This window comes from Chakrabartyella piscis (assembly GCA_030067835.1).
Taxonomy (GTDB): domain Bacteria; phylum Bacillota; class Clostridia; order Lachnospirales; family Anaerotignaceae; genus Chakrabartyella; species Chakrabartyella piscis.
The window spans coordinates 578,510-593,600 of the sequence record CP092441.1; the positions used below are offsets into that span (position 1 = coordinate 578,510).

14 protein-coding genes are annotated in these 15,091 nt (G+C 39.2%); all 14 read left to right on the top strand.

Annotation, left to right across the window (positions count from 1 at the left end; all coding sequences use genetic code 11):
* Window positions 1-173: 173 nt before the first annotated feature.
* Window positions 174-1,040 carry an energy-coupling factor transporter ATPase gene (locus MJY40_RS02545; protein ID WP_317855516.1) on the top strand — a complete coding sequence of 289 codons (867 nt, stop codon included), beginning with the start codon at window positions 174-176 and terminating at the stop codon, window positions 1,038-1,040.
* Complete coding sequence (locus MJY40_RS02550; RefSeq protein ID WP_317855517.1) at window positions 1,016-1,879, top strand: energy-coupling factor transporter ATPase; 864 nt, start codon at window positions 1,016-1,018, stop codon at window positions 1,877-1,879. The genes MJY40_RS02545 and MJY40_RS02550 overlap by 25 nt, the downstream gene beginning before the upstream one ends.
* The gene (locus MJY40_RS02555; RefSeq protein WP_317855518.1) at window positions 1,876-2,685 is read left to right on the top strand and encodes an energy-coupling factor transporter transmembrane component T family protein; all 810 of its coding nucleotides are present in this window, start codon (window positions 1,876-1,878) and stop codon (window positions 2,683-2,685) included. Before MJY40_RS02550 ends, MJY40_RS02555 begins: the two co-directional genes overlap by 4 nt.
* Window positions 2,686-2,703: 18 nt before the next feature.
* Entirely contained in the window at window positions 2,704-3,582 is an 879-nt protein-coding gene (locus MJY40_RS02560) for a DMT family transporter (protein WP_317855519.1), read from the top strand.
* 186 nt (window positions 3,583-3,768) lie between these two features.
* Window positions 3,769-4,518, top strand: a complete 750-nt coding sequence (truA, locus tag MJY40_RS02565) for a tRNA pseudouridine(38-40) synthase TruA (RefSeq protein ID WP_317855520.1) — start codon at window positions 3,769-3,771, stop codon at window positions 4,516-4,518.
* Window positions 4,519-4,973: 455 nt separating this feature from the next.
* Entirely contained in the window at window positions 4,974-5,411 is a 438-nt protein-coding gene (gene rplM / locus MJY40_RS02570) for a 50S ribosomal protein L13 (RefSeq protein WP_317855521.1), read from the top strand.
* Window positions 5,412-5,429: 18 nt separating this feature from the next.
* Window positions 5,430-5,822, top strand: a complete 393-nt coding sequence (gene rpsI, locus MJY40_RS02575) for a 30S ribosomal protein S9 (RefSeq protein ID WP_317855522.1) — start codon at window positions 5,430-5,432, stop codon at window positions 5,820-5,822.
* A gap of 160 nt (window positions 5,823-5,982) precedes the next feature.
* The gene (locus MJY40_RS02580; RefSeq protein ID WP_317855523.1) at window positions 5,983-6,399 is read left to right on the top strand and encodes a YkvA family protein; all 417 of its coding nucleotides are present in this window, start codon (window positions 5,983-5,985) and stop codon (window positions 6,397-6,399) included.
* A gap of 357 nt (window positions 6,400-6,756) precedes the next feature.
* Window positions 6,757-8,736, top strand: a complete 1,980-nt coding sequence (locus MJY40_RS02585; RefSeq protein ID WP_317855524.1) for a hypothetical protein — start codon at window positions 6,757-6,759, stop codon at window positions 8,734-8,736.
* The gene (locus MJY40_RS02590; RefSeq protein ID WP_317855525.1) at window positions 8,723-9,649 is read left to right on the top strand and encodes an ABC transporter ATP-binding protein; all 927 of its coding nucleotides are present in this window, start codon (window positions 8,723-8,725) and stop codon (window positions 9,647-9,649) included. The genes MJY40_RS02585 and MJY40_RS02590 overlap by 14 nt, the downstream gene beginning before the upstream one ends.
* Entirely contained in the window at window positions 9,646-10,536 is an 891-nt protein-coding gene (locus MJY40_RS02595; RefSeq protein WP_317855526.1) for an ABC transporter permease, read from the top strand. Before MJY40_RS02590 ends, MJY40_RS02595 begins: the two co-directional genes overlap by 4 nt.
* Window positions 10,537-10,980: 444 nt before the next feature.
* Window positions 10,981-12,591 carry a VanW family protein gene (locus MJY40_RS02600; protein ID WP_317855527.1) on the top strand — a complete coding sequence of 537 codons (1,611 nt, stop codon included), beginning with the start codon at window positions 10,981-10,983 and terminating at the stop codon, window positions 12,589-12,591.
* A 15-nt stretch (window positions 12,592-12,606) separates the two neighbouring features.
* Window positions 12,607-13,599, top strand: a complete 993-nt coding sequence (locus MJY40_RS02605) for an AIR synthase family protein (RefSeq protein ID WP_317855528.1) — start codon at window positions 12,607-12,609, stop codon at window positions 13,597-13,599.
* Between the two features lie 273 nt (window positions 13,600-13,872).
* Window positions 13,873-15,048, top strand: a complete 1,176-nt coding sequence (locus MJY40_RS02610; RefSeq protein ID WP_317855529.1) for a pyridoxal phosphate-dependent aminotransferase — start codon at window positions 13,873-13,875, stop codon at window positions 15,046-15,048.
* Window positions 15,049-15,091: the final 43 nt, after the last annotated feature.

Genomic DNA, 15,091 nt, shown 5'->3' on the forward strand with positions numbered 1-15,091 from the left:
GGGACAGATTCTATATCTGTCCGTTTTATCATTCCATAACTGTATCCATACAATTTTCCTACATTCCAACATTGGCTTGACTTTTATATAGAAAAAACGTATCCTTATTATGATTGTAAAATAAAGGATGGGGTATTCTGCAAAGAAACCCTATATAGAAATTAGGTGAAACGATGAATATGGTCAAATCAGAACACTTGACATATGAATATACAAGAATTACAGAGGATGCAAATGGTGAAGTCCATGAAAAAATCACTGCTCTAAGCGATGTGAATATCACCATCGAACAAGGCGAATTTGTTGTGGTTTTGGGACACAATGGATCTGGAAAATCCACATTTGCAAAACACATCAATGCCCTTTTGGAACCCACCAAAGGTACTTTATGTGTGAAGGATATGGACACTAGAAATGGCGATTTGCTTTGGGATATCCGTCAATCTGCTGGGATGGTATTCCAAAATCCAGACAACCAGTTGGTGGCAACCATCGTAGAAGAAGATATTGCTTTTGGTCCAGAAAATATGGGAGTGGAACCATCAGAAATCCGCAAACGTGTAGATGAAGCCTTGGCAACGGTACGCATGGAACAATATGCAACTTATTCACCATCCAAATTGTCAGGTGGTCAAAAACAAAGAATTGCAATTGCAGGTGTTTTGGCAATGAAACCAGACTGTATTGTTTTGGATGAACCAACAGCAATGTTGGACCCTGTGGGTAGAAAAGAAGTCTTAGAAACCATTCGTAGATTGAACCGAGAAGAAGGTATCACCATCATTTTGATTACCCATTATATGGATGAAGCGGTGCAAGCAGATCGTGTCTATGTCATTGACGATGGAAAATTGGTGATGGAAGGTGTACCAAAGGAAATTTTTTCACAGGTGGAACGCTTACAAGGCTATGGTTTGGATGTGCCACAGGTGACAGAAGTTGCCTATTTATTACGCAAAGAAGGCATTGATTTGCCAGCAGATATTTTGACGATAGAAGAAATGGTAGGTGCAATATGTCAATACAAATCAACCATTTGACCCATATATATAACCCAGATACCGCTTTTCAAAAGGTGGCACTTGACGATGTGACCTTGGAAATTACAAGAGGTGAATTTTTGGGTTTGATTGGACATACAGGTTCTGGAAAATCCACACTCATTCAACATTTGAATGGTACCATTTCACCAACAAAAGGTGAGATTCTTTTGGATGGAGAAAATATCCATCAAAACAAGTTGAAAACAAAGGAAGTTAGAAGAAAAATTGGTTTGGCGTTTCAATACCCAGAATACCAATTGTTTGAAATCACAGTGTACCAAGATGTTGCATTTGGACCTACAAATCTAGGTTTATCTAAGGAAGAAATCCATGAAAATGTGGTTTCTGCTTTGGAAATGGTCGGCATTGGTACAGAATTGTATGAAAAATCTCCATTTGCGTTGTCAGGTGGTCAAAAAAGACGTGTTGCCATTGCTGGTGTTTTGGCAATGAACCCAGAAATTTTGATTTTGGACGAGCCAACAGCTGGACTAGATCCAAAGGGTCGTGATGAAATCTTGGCAGCCATAAAAAACCTTCACAAAGAACGTGGTTTGACTGTCATTTTGGTTAGCCATAGTATGGAAGATGTGGCAAAGTTGGTGGATCGTATTGTGGTGATGCATAGCGGTCAAATTGCCATGTCTGGAACACCAAAAGAAGTCTTTTCTCATGTGGAAGAATTGGAACAAATGGGTCTAGCTGCACCACAAGTCAGCTATGTGTGCAAAGAATTGCGTAGAAAAGGCTATGCGATTCCAGAAGATGTGTATACTGTATCAGAACTAAAAGAAATGTTGTTGCAAATGCTCCAAGAGAAAGGGGTGAGCCAATGATTCGAGACATTACCATTGGACAGTTCTATCCAGTCGATTCTTTGGTGCATAAGATGGATGCAAGGGCGAAATTGGCTTTGACCATGATGTATATCATCACGCTGTTCTTCATCAAATCTTTTGTGGGATATGGCTTTGTGTTGTTGGTGTTGTGTGCCATCATCAAATTGTCCCATGTACCCCTGAAATTTATGCTCAAGGGTATCCGTAGCATTATGGTGATTATTGTGTTTACAGCACTGATCAATCTCTTTTTGACCAAAGGTGAACATGTTTTGTGGGAGTTTGGCATTTTGCATTTGACCATAGAAGGCATTGTTTTGGCAACTCAGATGTGTGTGCGTTTGGTGATGTTGATTATGGGTTCTTCTGTTTTGACATTGACTACAACACCCATCCAGTTGACAGATGCCATTGAAGCGTTGTTGCGACCATTGAAAAAAATTGGTGTGCCAGCACATGAAATTGCTATGATGATGACCATTGCTTTGCGTTTCATTCCAACACTTTTGGATGAAACCGATAAGATTATGAAGGCACAACAAGCCAGAGGTGCTGATTTTGAAACAGGTAACTTGATGCAACGTGCAAAAAGCTTGATTCCCATTTTGGTACCACTGTTTATTTCTGCTTTTAGACGTGCAGAAGAGCTTGCAAATGCTATGGAAGCCAGATGTTACCATGGTGATGAAAATAGAACTCGCATGAACCAAATGCATATGAAACAAATGGATTGGATTGCGGTGTGCCTGTGTGTGATTTATACAGGCGTGATTGTTGCATTGCGATTTTTACCAGTGGTGTAACAGGATTAGGAGAAACTTATGAACAATCAAACAAAAGGTGCAGTATATATGATATTGTCAGCGTTTGCATTTGCTTTTATGCAAGCTATGATTGCCAAAACAGCAGATGTAATTCCGTTGTTTGAGCAGTTGTTTTTGCGTAATTTTATTGCAGCCATCATTGCATATATCAGTATTTATCGAGAAAAACTACCAGTATTTGGTACAAAAGGCAATCGTAAACTGTTGTGGGCTCGTTCTTTGACTGGCTATTTTGGTATGATCACTTTGTTTTACGCATCTTCACGTGCAAGCCAAGGGGATGTGGCAATTATTTTGAAAATGTCACCCTTTGTGGTCACCATTGCAGCGGTGATGTTCTTGGGTGAAAAAGCAACTAGATATGAAATTATTGCATTGTTGGTGGCGTTTGTGGGTGCTTTCTTTGTGGCAAATCCAGAATTCAACTCCAATGTATTTCCATTGATTGTGGCATTTGTTTCCTGTGTGTTTGCGGGACTTGCCTATACATTTGTCAGTGCATTAAAAGGAAGAGAACATCCAAAAGTAATCATTTTCTTCTTCTCCATGGTATCGACTGTCATTACATTTCCCATTATGTTGCAAGATTTTGTAATGCCTGATTTGAAATATGGAGTGATGTTGTTGTCCATTGGTGTTTCAGCTGCAATTGGACAGTTGGCACTGACCTATAGCTATGCCATGTCAAAGGCTTCTGAAGTGAGCATCTACAACTATTCTGGTATTATTTTCTCTATGCTTTTGGGATATATGATGCTTGGACAATCCATGATTTTCACATCTTTAATTGGTGGGGCGTTGGTCATTGGCGCAGGATGCCTTGCTTTCTTTGGCAATCGTCATTTGGAACATAAACAAAATACACACGCTTTGTAGGGGATGGGTTTCCCATCCTGCAAGGATTCGCAGAAATGAAAGATTCTTCATTACATTCAGAATGACACTATTTGTGCGTGGTGGTATTTTATGTAGGATAGATATGGAATTTTGTAGGGAATGGAGGTGGTGCTTTGCACCGTAGATTTGACCATTCCGTAATCTAAACATTAGAAAGAGGATTTTATGCGACGTATTTTATTGACCGTTGCCTATGATGGCACAAATTATAATGGTTGGCAAAAACAGAATAGTCCACCAGTACCCACCATTCAAGGTGCTTTGGAGTTGGCTCTTGGTCAAATGCTTGGAGATGATACCATCACATGTACAGGTGCCAGCAGAACCGATAAAGGGGTACATGCCATTGGTCAACGTGTCATTGTGGATGTGGAAACCACCATACCAACAGATAAAATCCATTTGGCAATTAAAAGGTATTTGCCAGAAGATATTTCCATTGTGGGTGTAGAAGATGTGGCAGATGACTTTCATCCACGCTTGATGTGTCAGAAAAAAACATACGAATATCGTATTTGGAATGCTGGTTGGGAAAATCCAAAGGAACGTTTGTATTCTGGATATTGTAGAGAATATTTGGATGTGGAACGAATGCAAGAAGGTGCCAATTATATTTTGGGTACCCATGATTTTGCTGCATTTTGTGCAACAGGAAGCTCTGTGAAAACCACAGTGCGTCATATTTACGATTGTACCGTCACACGTGAAAGAGAGTATGTGCGTATTCTTGTAACAGGAAGCGGGTTCTTGTATAATATGGTGCGTATCATTGCAGGTACTTTGATTTATGTAGGAAAAGGTAAATTCCAACCAGAAGATGTGAAAAGCATTATCGAAAGCCTAGACCGAACACAAGCGGGCTACACTGCTGAAGCACAAGGTTTGACACTGGTGGATATGTTTTATGAGTTGTAGGGTTGATTCACGAATCAACCGTCATGAATTGCCATCAAACATAAATATAATTGTAGGGTGGTGGCTTGCTGCCGCCGTAATCAACCACCAAAATCCATCAATACAACACAATCGTAGGGAATGGAGGTGGTGCTTTGCACCGTAGATTTGACCATTCCGTGATAAATCACTCAATTTATCAAAATATTTCCAAAAAACTTGATTTTTCAAGGAAAATCCATTGACAACAACAAATGGATGTACTATAATAATAAAGCTGTATTTTGAATATAGTCTATATTGAATTTAAAGTCAAATGGCTTTGAATATATGTTTCTTAGGGCAATATCATTGCCCAGAGGTGGGACCCAATAAGTTATGTGAAAATCACATAATGGAGATTGATCGTAAATTTCCCAATTTGCGACAAAGTCAAAGGGTCAAACAAAATATTATGAATAGGGAGGTAAAGAACCATGAGAACAACTTACATTGCAAAAGAAGCAGATGTAACAAAGAAGTGGTACGTAATCGACGCAACAGATTTGATCTTGGGTCGTTTGTCCACAGAAGTAGCAAACATTTTGAGAGGTAAAAACAAACCTCAATACGCACCAAATGCAGATATGGGTGATTATGTAATCATCGTAAATGCAGAAAAAGTTGCTGTAACAGGCAAAAAAATGGAACAAAAAATGTACTACAAACATTCCGGCTATGTTGGCGGTTTGAAAGAAACAAGAATGGACAAAATGATGCAAGCTCACCCTGAAAGAATTATCGAGCACTCCGTAAAAGGTATGCTTCCTAAAAATGCTTTGGGTAGAAAAATGTTCAGCAAATTGCACATCTATGCAGGCGCAGAACATCCACATGCAGCACAAAAACCTGAAACATTGGAACTTAAATTTTAATCGAAGGAGGAAGGCATAATGGCAGCAGCTAGATATTATGGTACAGGTAGAAGAAAATCTTCCGTAGCTCGTGTATATTTGGTACCAGGCAACGGTAAAGTAACAATCAACAAAAGAGACATGGATGCGTACTTCGGTTTGGAAACATTGAAATTGATTGTACGTCAACCTTTGGAATTGACAGAAACAACAGCTAAATTTGACGTTTTGGTTAACGTGAAAGGTGGCGGTTTCACAGGCCAAGCTGGCGCAATCAGACATGGTATTTCCAGAGCTTTGTTGCAAGCTGATGGCGACTACAGACCTGCTTTGAAAAAAGCTGGCTTCTTGACTCGTGATCCAAGAATGAAAGAACGTAAAAAATACGGTCTTAAAGCAGCTCGTAGAGCACCTCAATTCTCTAAAAGATAATTTCCCTTTTGGGATGCTTTGGAAGAACCTCATTTTTATGGGGTTCTTTTTTTATGAATGCAAAAGACCAGAAAATCAAAGCAGTTGACAGAAAAAAGTTGGAGGAGTAGAATGGAAATAGTGAAGTGATATGGGCGTTCTTTATTGAGGGGAGAAAATTATGAAAAATCAAACTTTTTCAAAGCAACAATTATTGGCTGTTTTGGAAGCCAACGACAAAGAAGCAGAAAAAATATTGAAAAACGAAGAGAAGTTTGAAAGATTGATTGCAAGATTAGAAGAAAAAATTAAAATGGTTCCTGTGCTTGGGGAATATCTTAGTGAGTTGGTTTGTTTGGTGGCACTTGTAAGAAGCTATATCAAAAAAGAATATACAGATATACCTCTTGGAACGATTATTATGATTATTTCGGCAATTTTATATATTGTTAGTCCTGTGGATTTGATTCCTGACTCTATTCCGGGAATTGGTTATTTAGATGATGTTGCAGTTTTAGCTCTTGTATTAAAGGGAATTCATTCTGATGTGGAAGAATTTAAAGCTTGGCGTGTAGCAAATGGTGAAGTAGAGCTGTAAGAAGAAGGATGTTGTATGGTGAAGAACTCGCATTTATGTGGGTTCTTTTTATGTAAATCCGTCAATTATTCCACCTTCAACCTATATTTCACCTTGCAATCCCTAAATTTGTGATTTATAATTCATAAAGAGATCGTAAGATTTTATTAAAACACTTTTTCCAAATCATTGGTATAATATTTGTATCTTATTTGATGACTACGGATTCTTATGCACTTTGTGCTCCCAGAATCCTACAAACATTCGAAATCCACCCTAATCGGGCTATTTTCTCATGTTTGGCGGGTCCCAAAGTCATATTATACATGGAAAATAATTTCTGCTTTGCAACAAATGAGCAGGGGATTGGAGGAAAGTATGAAAGGCAAACAGAAACGAGAACTAAAGAAAAAAATCGTATCCGTTTTGGCATTGGTGTTGGCTATGATCATGGTATTGAGTCTGTTCTTACCATATATTGTACAAGCGGCTGACATACCAATTCTAGCAAGTACTGTGGAAGTACAAGGGGAAGAAATGGTGTACGAAACAGAAAATTTGGTGAGCATCGGACAAGATTTGTTCGATGTTTCTCTATCTGACGCAGAAAACAATCAATTCATTGCAAATGATATTTTTGCTTTGGCTTTGGAGGTGACCAATAAAGGGAAAGATTTTTCTGGTACATTGGAAGTGCAATCCTACACCAGTTATGCAGGTGACCACAAGGAATATGTCACCTATTACGAAGATTCTGTTTGGGCATCTGGTGAAACCAAAGAAATCCATATGGACATTGCCATTGGTGCTATCCATGATTTTGTGAATGTATACTTGAAAGATGTAACAGGAACTGTGGTATACCAAGATCGCATCCAGTTAAAATGTATTGGAGAAAATCCTTTTACCACTGATGATGCACAAAGTGAAATTGCAAACAGCTTGCGTTATGTTTCTGGTAATTTTCCACCATTTTCAGATACAACCCTATATATGATGATGGGATTGTTGGTGGTATATTTGCTTTTGGTGGGTCCTGTGACCTATCTTGTGTTGCGTAAAATGGGCAAACGTGAATTGGCTTGGGTTGTGATTCCTGTGCTGTCTGTTTCCTTTATGGCAATTGTATTTGGATTTGCTCAAAGCAGTACATACAAAAATGGATTGTTGCAACGTGTCACTTATGTGGAACTGGCAGAAGATAGCACAGAAACAGTTGGCGTTGTGGATATTGCCATCAAAACAGCAGATAGTGGTACCATGGCATTTCGTTCTGAAGAAGGTATTTCAGTGACAATTCCGTTCTATGAATACAACTATAACCAAGTGGATAGGGGTGAAGAAGCAGTGTATCACATTTCCCAAGGAAGTGGCGAAGTTGTCATGGAAGGGGTGTATTCCAGTTGGGAAACAGAGCATTTACAAACCACAATAGATATGGATTTGGGTGGTCACATCCTTTGTGATATTGAGCTAGAAGATGGAAATTATGTGGGCACTGTAGCAAACAATACCAATGTGAATTTCCAAGAAGCAGGACTTTCTTTGGATGGATATTATCATAAAATTGGAGTTTTGGCAGCAGGAGAAATGGTAGAAATTTCTGTGAACCGAAGTGAATTGCAAAGTTTGGGTTGGAGCATTGGTTCTGGCAGAAATTATGGCAATGTACGAACAGAAGTGGCAAATGGTACCATGACACGAGTGGAAGCATTTGACCAAAATCAAAAAGAAGGCTTCTTGTATCGTGTTGGCAGACAAAGAGATTTTAGCGTGGATGTAGTTGCAGTTACCTTCTTTGGTTTTGATGATACAAACTTGTTTGATGCACCACAATATGTCAATGAAAAAGAAATGAAAGAAAGCAATTTGACCTTATACCGTCAAGATTTCTGGATTCCATTGTCTGAAATGGAAAGTTTCACCCAAGAAATTGACCCTAAAATTGGCTTTGATGGAGATATGGACGTTTGGGCAGATGGATATTCTGACCGATACCAATATGCTTTGATGAAAGAAACAGGAGAAGCGACATTTACTTATACCATGCCAAAGAATGTTCAAATTTCTGAAATGACATGGGTTGTGGGTACAGAAGAAATGTATGCCATCTTGAATGGAGAATATTTTGCAAAGAATCAAGTGACAGGCAAATATGATTTGATTGGTTCTTATGATGGATTGGAAGAAACATATGATGATGTGAAATTTGGAAATTATCAAGTGATTTCCTTGGATGTGGATTTGTATTTGAGCAAAGAGGGACTTGTGGAAATCATGGTGCCCATAGAAGAAGGATATGAATTTATGGTACCAAAACTAGAAGTGACAGGAGGTGGTTTGCATGTTGGAAATTAAAGGTTTGGTGAAACAATATGGAAAATTTACAGCAGTAGACCACTTGGATTTATCTGTGGAAGAAGGAAATATCTTTGGATTTGTGGGACCCAATGGTGCAGGTAAAACCACGACTATGCGTATTATGGCAGGTCTTTTGACAGCAACCAGTGGTAGTGTGTTGATTGATGGTGTAGATGCCACAAAAAATCCACTTCTATTACGAGAAAAAATTGGATATATGCCAGATTTCTTTGGGGTATATGACAATCTCAAAGTCAGTGAATACATGGATTTTTATGCAGGTGCTTATGAAATTCCATATGGTCAAAGAGATGGTATCATCAACCCTTTGTTGGATTTGGTGAACCTATCAGACAAAAAAGATGTGTATGTGGATACCCTTTCCAGAGGTATGAAACAACGTTTGTGTTTGGCTAGAAGTTTGGTACATGACCCAAAACTCCTCATTTTGGATGAACCAGCATCAGGCTTAGACCCTAGAGCCAGAATCGAAATGAAAGATGCTTTGAAACAACTACAAACCTTAAACAAAACCATCTTGATCAGCTCTCATATTTTGCCAGAGCTGGCAGAAATGTGTACCCAAGTAGGCATTATGGAAAAAGGAAAATTGTTGATCCAAGGTAGTGTTGGCGATATCATGCAACGTTTGACACAAAAGCGAGTGGTTTCTGTACGTACTACAGGTGATGTGGCAAAAATCACATATGTACTCAAAGAAAATCCTTTGGTACGTTCCATTGTGCAACACCAAAGTGATTTGGAATTTGATTTTGATGGAACAGATGCAGATTTGGCAGATATCTTGAAATCCCTTGTAATGAAAGGTATTCCAGTGACACAGTTCAAAGAAAAAGAGGGCAATTTGGAAGAAATCTTCATGCAAGTGACAGGAGGTGCTGCTTTATGATGAACCCTGTTTTGCGTAGAGAAGCCATCACTTCTTTGCGTGGTTGGAAAAACTTTGCAGTGGTTATGTTCTACATTGGCATCATACTTTTTGGTGCTGGTTTGTTCTTCTTTAGTACAGTGTACAATAGCTATGACTATAGCTTTGACCCACAGGCAATGACTTTTTTGTATGTGTTTTTGGCGTCTATCCAAATGGCTTTGGTGGTGATTTCTGTGCCAGCATTTGCAGCAGGTAGCATCAGTGGAGAGCGTGAAAAACAAACACTAGACCTACTTTTGGTGACGAAACTATCACCATTATCCATTGTGGTTGGTAAAATGCTTGCATCCATGGCATTTGTATTGCTTTTGGTGGTCAGCACATTGCCTGTGTTTGCTTTGGTGTTTTATTTTGGTAGCATCCACATAGGTTCTTTGCTGTTGATGATGGCATTTGCAGTGACAACAGCTTTTATGCTGGCAGGGATTTCTGTATTCTTCTCTTGTGTATACAAAAGAACAGTCATTTCCATTATGCTGGTTTATATCATCACAGGCATCCTTTGTATTGGCACTTTGATTTGGGCATATATGCCTTATATTGTTATGGGCTATGGCTATTCAGGCAGTAGCATGGAACTGGAACTTTTGAAGATTATTCCAAATCCAGGTATGGGCTTTGCATCTTTGATGGGTGGCCAATTGGGTGTAGATGTAGTGGGTGGCATGTTCAGCGATATCATGCGTTGGCAGGAGTATGATGAAGTCAATACCATGACACAATGGGTAATTGATCACCTGTGGTTGGTGCATATGACATTCCAAGTGGTTGTAGGCGGTGTGTTTGTGCTTTTGGCAGCTAGCAAAATCAACCCCATTGGCAAGAAATCCAATAGAAGAAAATAATGAAAATGAAACTAGCAGAGGGCAATCGATGTCATTAAGTTAAGACTTAATGACGACTAATGGCTAAGGGTGAAGGATGAAAGACTAGAAAAACCAATGAAAAAATAGTCATTCACCATTCACTTTTAGTTTTTAGCCGACATTTAGTTGAGAAATTTTTTCTGAACTAAATTGTCATTGAGGGCAACTTCTGCTTTTTTTATATGGAAAAATCCATTTTATTGATGAAAAACCAAAAAATACTACATCTGTAATAAAAATGTAACGATAATTCATAGAAAAATTGTTGTAATTTGACACAATCTCCGTTATCATAAAGAAAGAATACCATTTGAGCGGTATTCGATGGAATTTGACAATGGGACAGAATTATTTGGTGGTGGAAACCACGTGGGATGCATAAAATAAAAATAGAGCTGATCGCATCATCAGTAGGAGGATATAATGGACGAACAAAACAATCAGGTAGAATTGGAGACAAAGGTAGAAGTGAATACAGAAGTCAAACCAGCCAAAAAGAAAAAAGGTAAAATCATTGGCATTGTGGTGACAATTCTTGTGCTTGCATTGGCAGGTGTTGCAGCAGGTGGATACTACGCATACCAAAAAGATCAAGAAGAACAAATCATAGAAATGCTTGCACAAGAAGGTGTATATCCAGGTGTTACAGTTGCAGGTTTGGATGTTACAGGTATGAGTGCTGATGCCATTGCGTTGCTTTTGGAAGGTGATGCTTCTGTGAATCGTGAAAATTGGACAGTGCAATTGACATGGCAAGATGAAAAATGGTCTTATTCTTTGGAAGAATTGGGTGTTTCTGCATTGACCCGAGAAGCGGCAGAAGCAGCATATACATATGGTAGAAGTGGGGATCAAGCAGAGAATGTTGCAACAATACATGGGCTTGCTACCCAAGGTGTGAACTTTGCAGTTGCATACGATATCGATACCCAAAACTTGGTGGATATCTTGGCAGATTTGCAAGAAGATATTGACCAAGAAATGGTGGAAGCAACCATGACACGTGAAGATGGTGCATTTGTGGTGACAGAAGACCAAACTGGTAGAACACTTGATGTTTTGGCAACCAAAAATGCAATTCTATCTATGATGGAAACCATGCTTGCAGAAGATGCTTCTGGTGTCAATTCAGGTAGTGTGGAATTGTTGGTCACTGTGGAAGAACCTACTTATACAGAAGAACTGTTCTTGGAAAGCCAAGACTTGATTGGTACATTCTACACCACATATACCTTCTCAGATTTGAATCGTAATACCAACTTGGAAGTGGGTTGTGCATACATCAATGGCACTATCATTATGCCAGATGAAGAATTTTCAGCAAATGAAGGTTTAGGTGAACAAACAGCAGAACGAGGATACAAAGACGCTGGTGTTTATGAAAATGGTAAAGTTGTCAGTGGTATGGGTGGTGGCGTTTGCCAAATCACAACCACTTTGTACAATGCTGCTATTTTCGCAGAAATTGAAATTGTACAACGCTACGCACATTCTATGCCTGTAGGCTATGTACCTTTGGGTCGTGATGCAGCGGTTGCTGGTACATACAAAGATGTGGTCATCAAAAATGATACGGAATATCCAATTTATTTGGAAGCATTTGCTGTGGATGGTGAATTGCGTGTCAACTTGTATGGTTATGAAATTCATGAAGAAGGTAGAACCTTGGAATACAAAACTGTATGGGATAAGACTGTAGAAAAACCAGCTGAAATCATTACAGAAGATCCAGAAATGTACGAAGATGAACGTGTAGTCACCTATAGTGGTCAAACAGGTTCTGTGATTTCTGTTTATAAATTGGTGTATCAAGATGGAGAATTGATTTCTGAAGATTTCTTCAACAAATCTACATATATTTCTGTTGCAGATGAAGTGACAGTGGGTACAAAGGTCAGAGAAGAAACCACGCCTACATATGTACCTTCCTATGAAGATTTGTGGGGTACATGGTCTGATACCACAGAAGAAGATACAGAAGAATATGTAGAAGATGTAGTGGAAGAAGAAATCACAGAAGAAGAAGTCTGGTAAAAGGAGAAGCGGATTATGTTTGCAATTGGAAAAATTCCACCAAAAATCTTGGAAAAATTGGTGATGCAACCCATATCAGAACATATGATTGCACGCAAAGAAGTGGTTTTACGCCCCAATACAGGTGAAGACTGTTCTGCTGTGGATTTTGGTGATGAAATTTGCGTTATGTCCACAGATCCCATTACAGGCGCCACCAAGGATGTTGGGTATTTGGCAGTGCAAATCAATTGCAATGATATCTATTCTTCAGGAGCAGAGCCTGTGGGTGTTTTGTTGACGGTTTTGATGCCAGTGGGTAGCACAGAAGGGGACTTGGAAGACATCATGTCTGGTGCTTTGTGTGCAGCTGGTGAATTGGGCGTTGAAATCTTAGGTGGACATACAGAAGTGACAGATGCAGTCAATAGACCTGTGGTTTCTGTTTCTGTATTGGGTAAAACCAGAAATAGAAATTTGATTGCAACAGCAGGTGCACAAGTGGGTGACGATTTGGTCATGACCAAATTTGCTGGTTTGGAAGGTACAGCCATCATTGCAGAAGAATATAGCGATTGGTTGGGGAAATTTTTAGATTGCGAAGAATTTTTGGAAGCCAAAAAATTGAAAGAAATGCTTTCTGTGGGTAGAGAATCTGAAATTGCATATGCACATGGTGTCAATGCTATGCACGATGTGACAGAAGGCGGTGTTTTTGGTGCTGTCTGGGAAATGGCAGAATGTTCAAAGGTAGGCGTTTCCTTATTTATTGATGAAATACCCATCAAGGATATTACTGTCAAAATTTGTAAATTGACAGAAATTAACCCATTTGGATTGATCTCCAGTGGTAGTATGATCATTGCCACAAAAGATGGTGCTGGTTTGGTTGCAAAACTCCAAGAAGCGGGCATACCATCAGCAGTGATTGGTGTGTTCACAGAAAACAGAAAAATCATAGTCGCAAATGGAGAAGAATATTATTTGACACAGCCACAAAGCGACGAATTGTATCGAGTTAGAGCGTAAATTTAGGGCGGATTTTCATATCCGTCCATTGTCATATCCAGAGTAATTTATTATAATATAATTGTAGTCATCTGCAACACCCAAAATCATAATTAACCACGCAATGAATCGTAGGGGAGGATATCATCCACCAGCAATAAACCATTAAACAAAATCAATGCACTTATGGGAACTCAACAAAACATATACAACTACACAAATGAATCGTAGGGGAGGATATCATCCACCAGCACAACAAAATAAATTACCTATTATACAAAAGGAGAAAAGAATATGAGGAAATTTGTAGCAAATCACGTAGAAAACTTGCCACCATCTGGCATTCGTAAATTCTTTGATGTGGTAGCCACCATGAGTGGAATTGTATCCCTTGGTGTTGGCGAACCAGATTTCAAAACACCAGAACATGTGCGTAAAGCAGCCATAGATGTATTGGAAGAAGGCAAAACCAGATATACAGCCAACTTGGGTTTGCCAGCGTTGCGTGAAAAAATTGCACATTATTTGGAAAGAAGATTTGATCTTTCTTATGATCCAACCAATCAAATTGTATGTACCATTGGTGCTTCAGAAGCCATTGACGTGGCGCTGAGAACCATTTTGGAACCTGGTGATGAAGTGCTTGTCATTGAACCTTGTTACGTGTCCTATAAGCCTTCTATCATCCTGCAACATGGTGTGCCAGTTGTGGTCACCACAAAGGTGGAAAACGACTTCAAAGTGACACCAGAGGAGCTAGAAAGCGCCATTACAGAAAAAACCAAAGCAGTAATTTTGCCATATCCAAACAACCCAACAGGGGCTACAATGGGCAAAGAGGACTTGGAGAAAATTGCACCAGTGCTCACCAAACACGATTTGTTGGTGATTTCAGATGAAATTTACGCAGAACTTACTTACGGAGATGCAGACCATGTTTCCATTGCATCTGTGGAAGGGATGTATGAAAGAACCATCGTTTTGAATGGTTTTTCTAAATCCTTTGCTATGACAGGATGGCGTTTGGGCTACGCAGCAGGTTCTGTGGACTTGATTAAGGAAATGAATAAGATTCATGCCTATATCGTCATGAGTGCGCCTGTGGTCAGCCAACATGGTGCCATTGAGGCATTGGCAAATGATGATGTTTGCGATGCAGATATTGCAATCATGCGTGAAGCATATGACGAACGTAGAAAATATTTGATTGGTGAATTCAACCGCTTGGGTATGACTTGCTTTGAACCAAAGGGTGCATTTTACGTATTCCCATCCATTCAAAAAACAGGCTTGGGTTCTGAAGAATTCTGTGAAAAATTGTTGTTTGAAGGTGGCGTTGCAGTGGTTCCAGGCAATGCGTTTGGTGACTGTGGCGAAGGATTTATTCGTATTTCCTATGCCTATAGCATGGACGAACTCAAAATTTGTATCGGTAAAATTGAAGAATTTATGAAACAATTGCAAGGATAATCAAACCAATATTTTGCACTTGTGGGATTAACCGTAATCAATT

Bases quoted from the DNA above. Each gene is read 5' to 3' on its own strand.
- MJY40_RS02545 (WP_317855516.1), top strand. From the start codon at position 174: ATGAATATGGTCAAATCAGAACACTTGACATATGAATATACAAGAATT.
- MJY40_RS02550 (WP_317855517.1), top strand. From the start codon at position 1,016: ATGTCAATACAAATCAACCATTTGACCCATATATATAACCCAGATACC.
- MJY40_RS02555 (WP_317855518.1), top strand. From the start codon at position 1,876: ATGATTCGAGACATTACCATTGGACAGTTCTATCCAGTCGATTCTTTG.
- MJY40_RS02560 (WP_317855519.1), top strand. From the start codon at position 2,704: ATGAACAATCAAACAAAAGGTGCAGTATATATGATATTGTCAGCGTTT.
- truA (WP_317855520.1), top strand. From the start codon at position 3,769: ATGCGACGTATTTTATTGACCGTTGCCTATGATGGCACAAATTATAAT.
- rplM (WP_317855521.1), top strand. From the start codon at position 4,974: ATGAGAACAACTTACATTGCAAAAGAAGCAGATGTAACAAAGAAGTGG.
- rpsI (WP_317855522.1), top strand. From the start codon at position 5,430: ATGGCAGCAGCTAGATATTATGGTACAGGTAGAAGAAAATCTTCCGTA.
- MJY40_RS02580 (WP_317855523.1), top strand. From the start codon at position 5,983: ATGAAAAATCAAACTTTTTCAAAGCAACAATTATTGGCTGTTTTGGAA.
- MJY40_RS02585 (WP_317855524.1), top strand. From the start codon at position 6,757: ATGAAAGGCAAACAGAAACGAGAACTAAAGAAAAAAATCGTATCCGTT.
- MJY40_RS02590 (WP_317855525.1), top strand. From the start codon at position 8,723: ATGTTGGAAATTAAAGGTTTGGTGAAACAATATGGAAAATTTACAGCA.
- MJY40_RS02595 (WP_317855526.1), top strand. From the start codon at position 9,646: ATGATGAACCCTGTTTTGCGTAGAGAAGCCATCACTTCTTTGCGTGGT.
- MJY40_RS02600 (WP_317855527.1), top strand. From the start codon at position 10,981: ATGGACGAACAAAACAATCAGGTAGAATTGGAGACAAAGGTAGAAGTG.
- MJY40_RS02605 (WP_317855528.1), top strand. From the start codon at position 12,607: ATGTTTGCAATTGGAAAAATTCCACCAAAAATCTTGGAAAAATTGGTG.
- MJY40_RS02610 (WP_317855529.1), top strand. From the start codon at position 13,873: ATGAGGAAATTTGTAGCAAATCACGTAGAAAACTTGCCACCATCTGGC.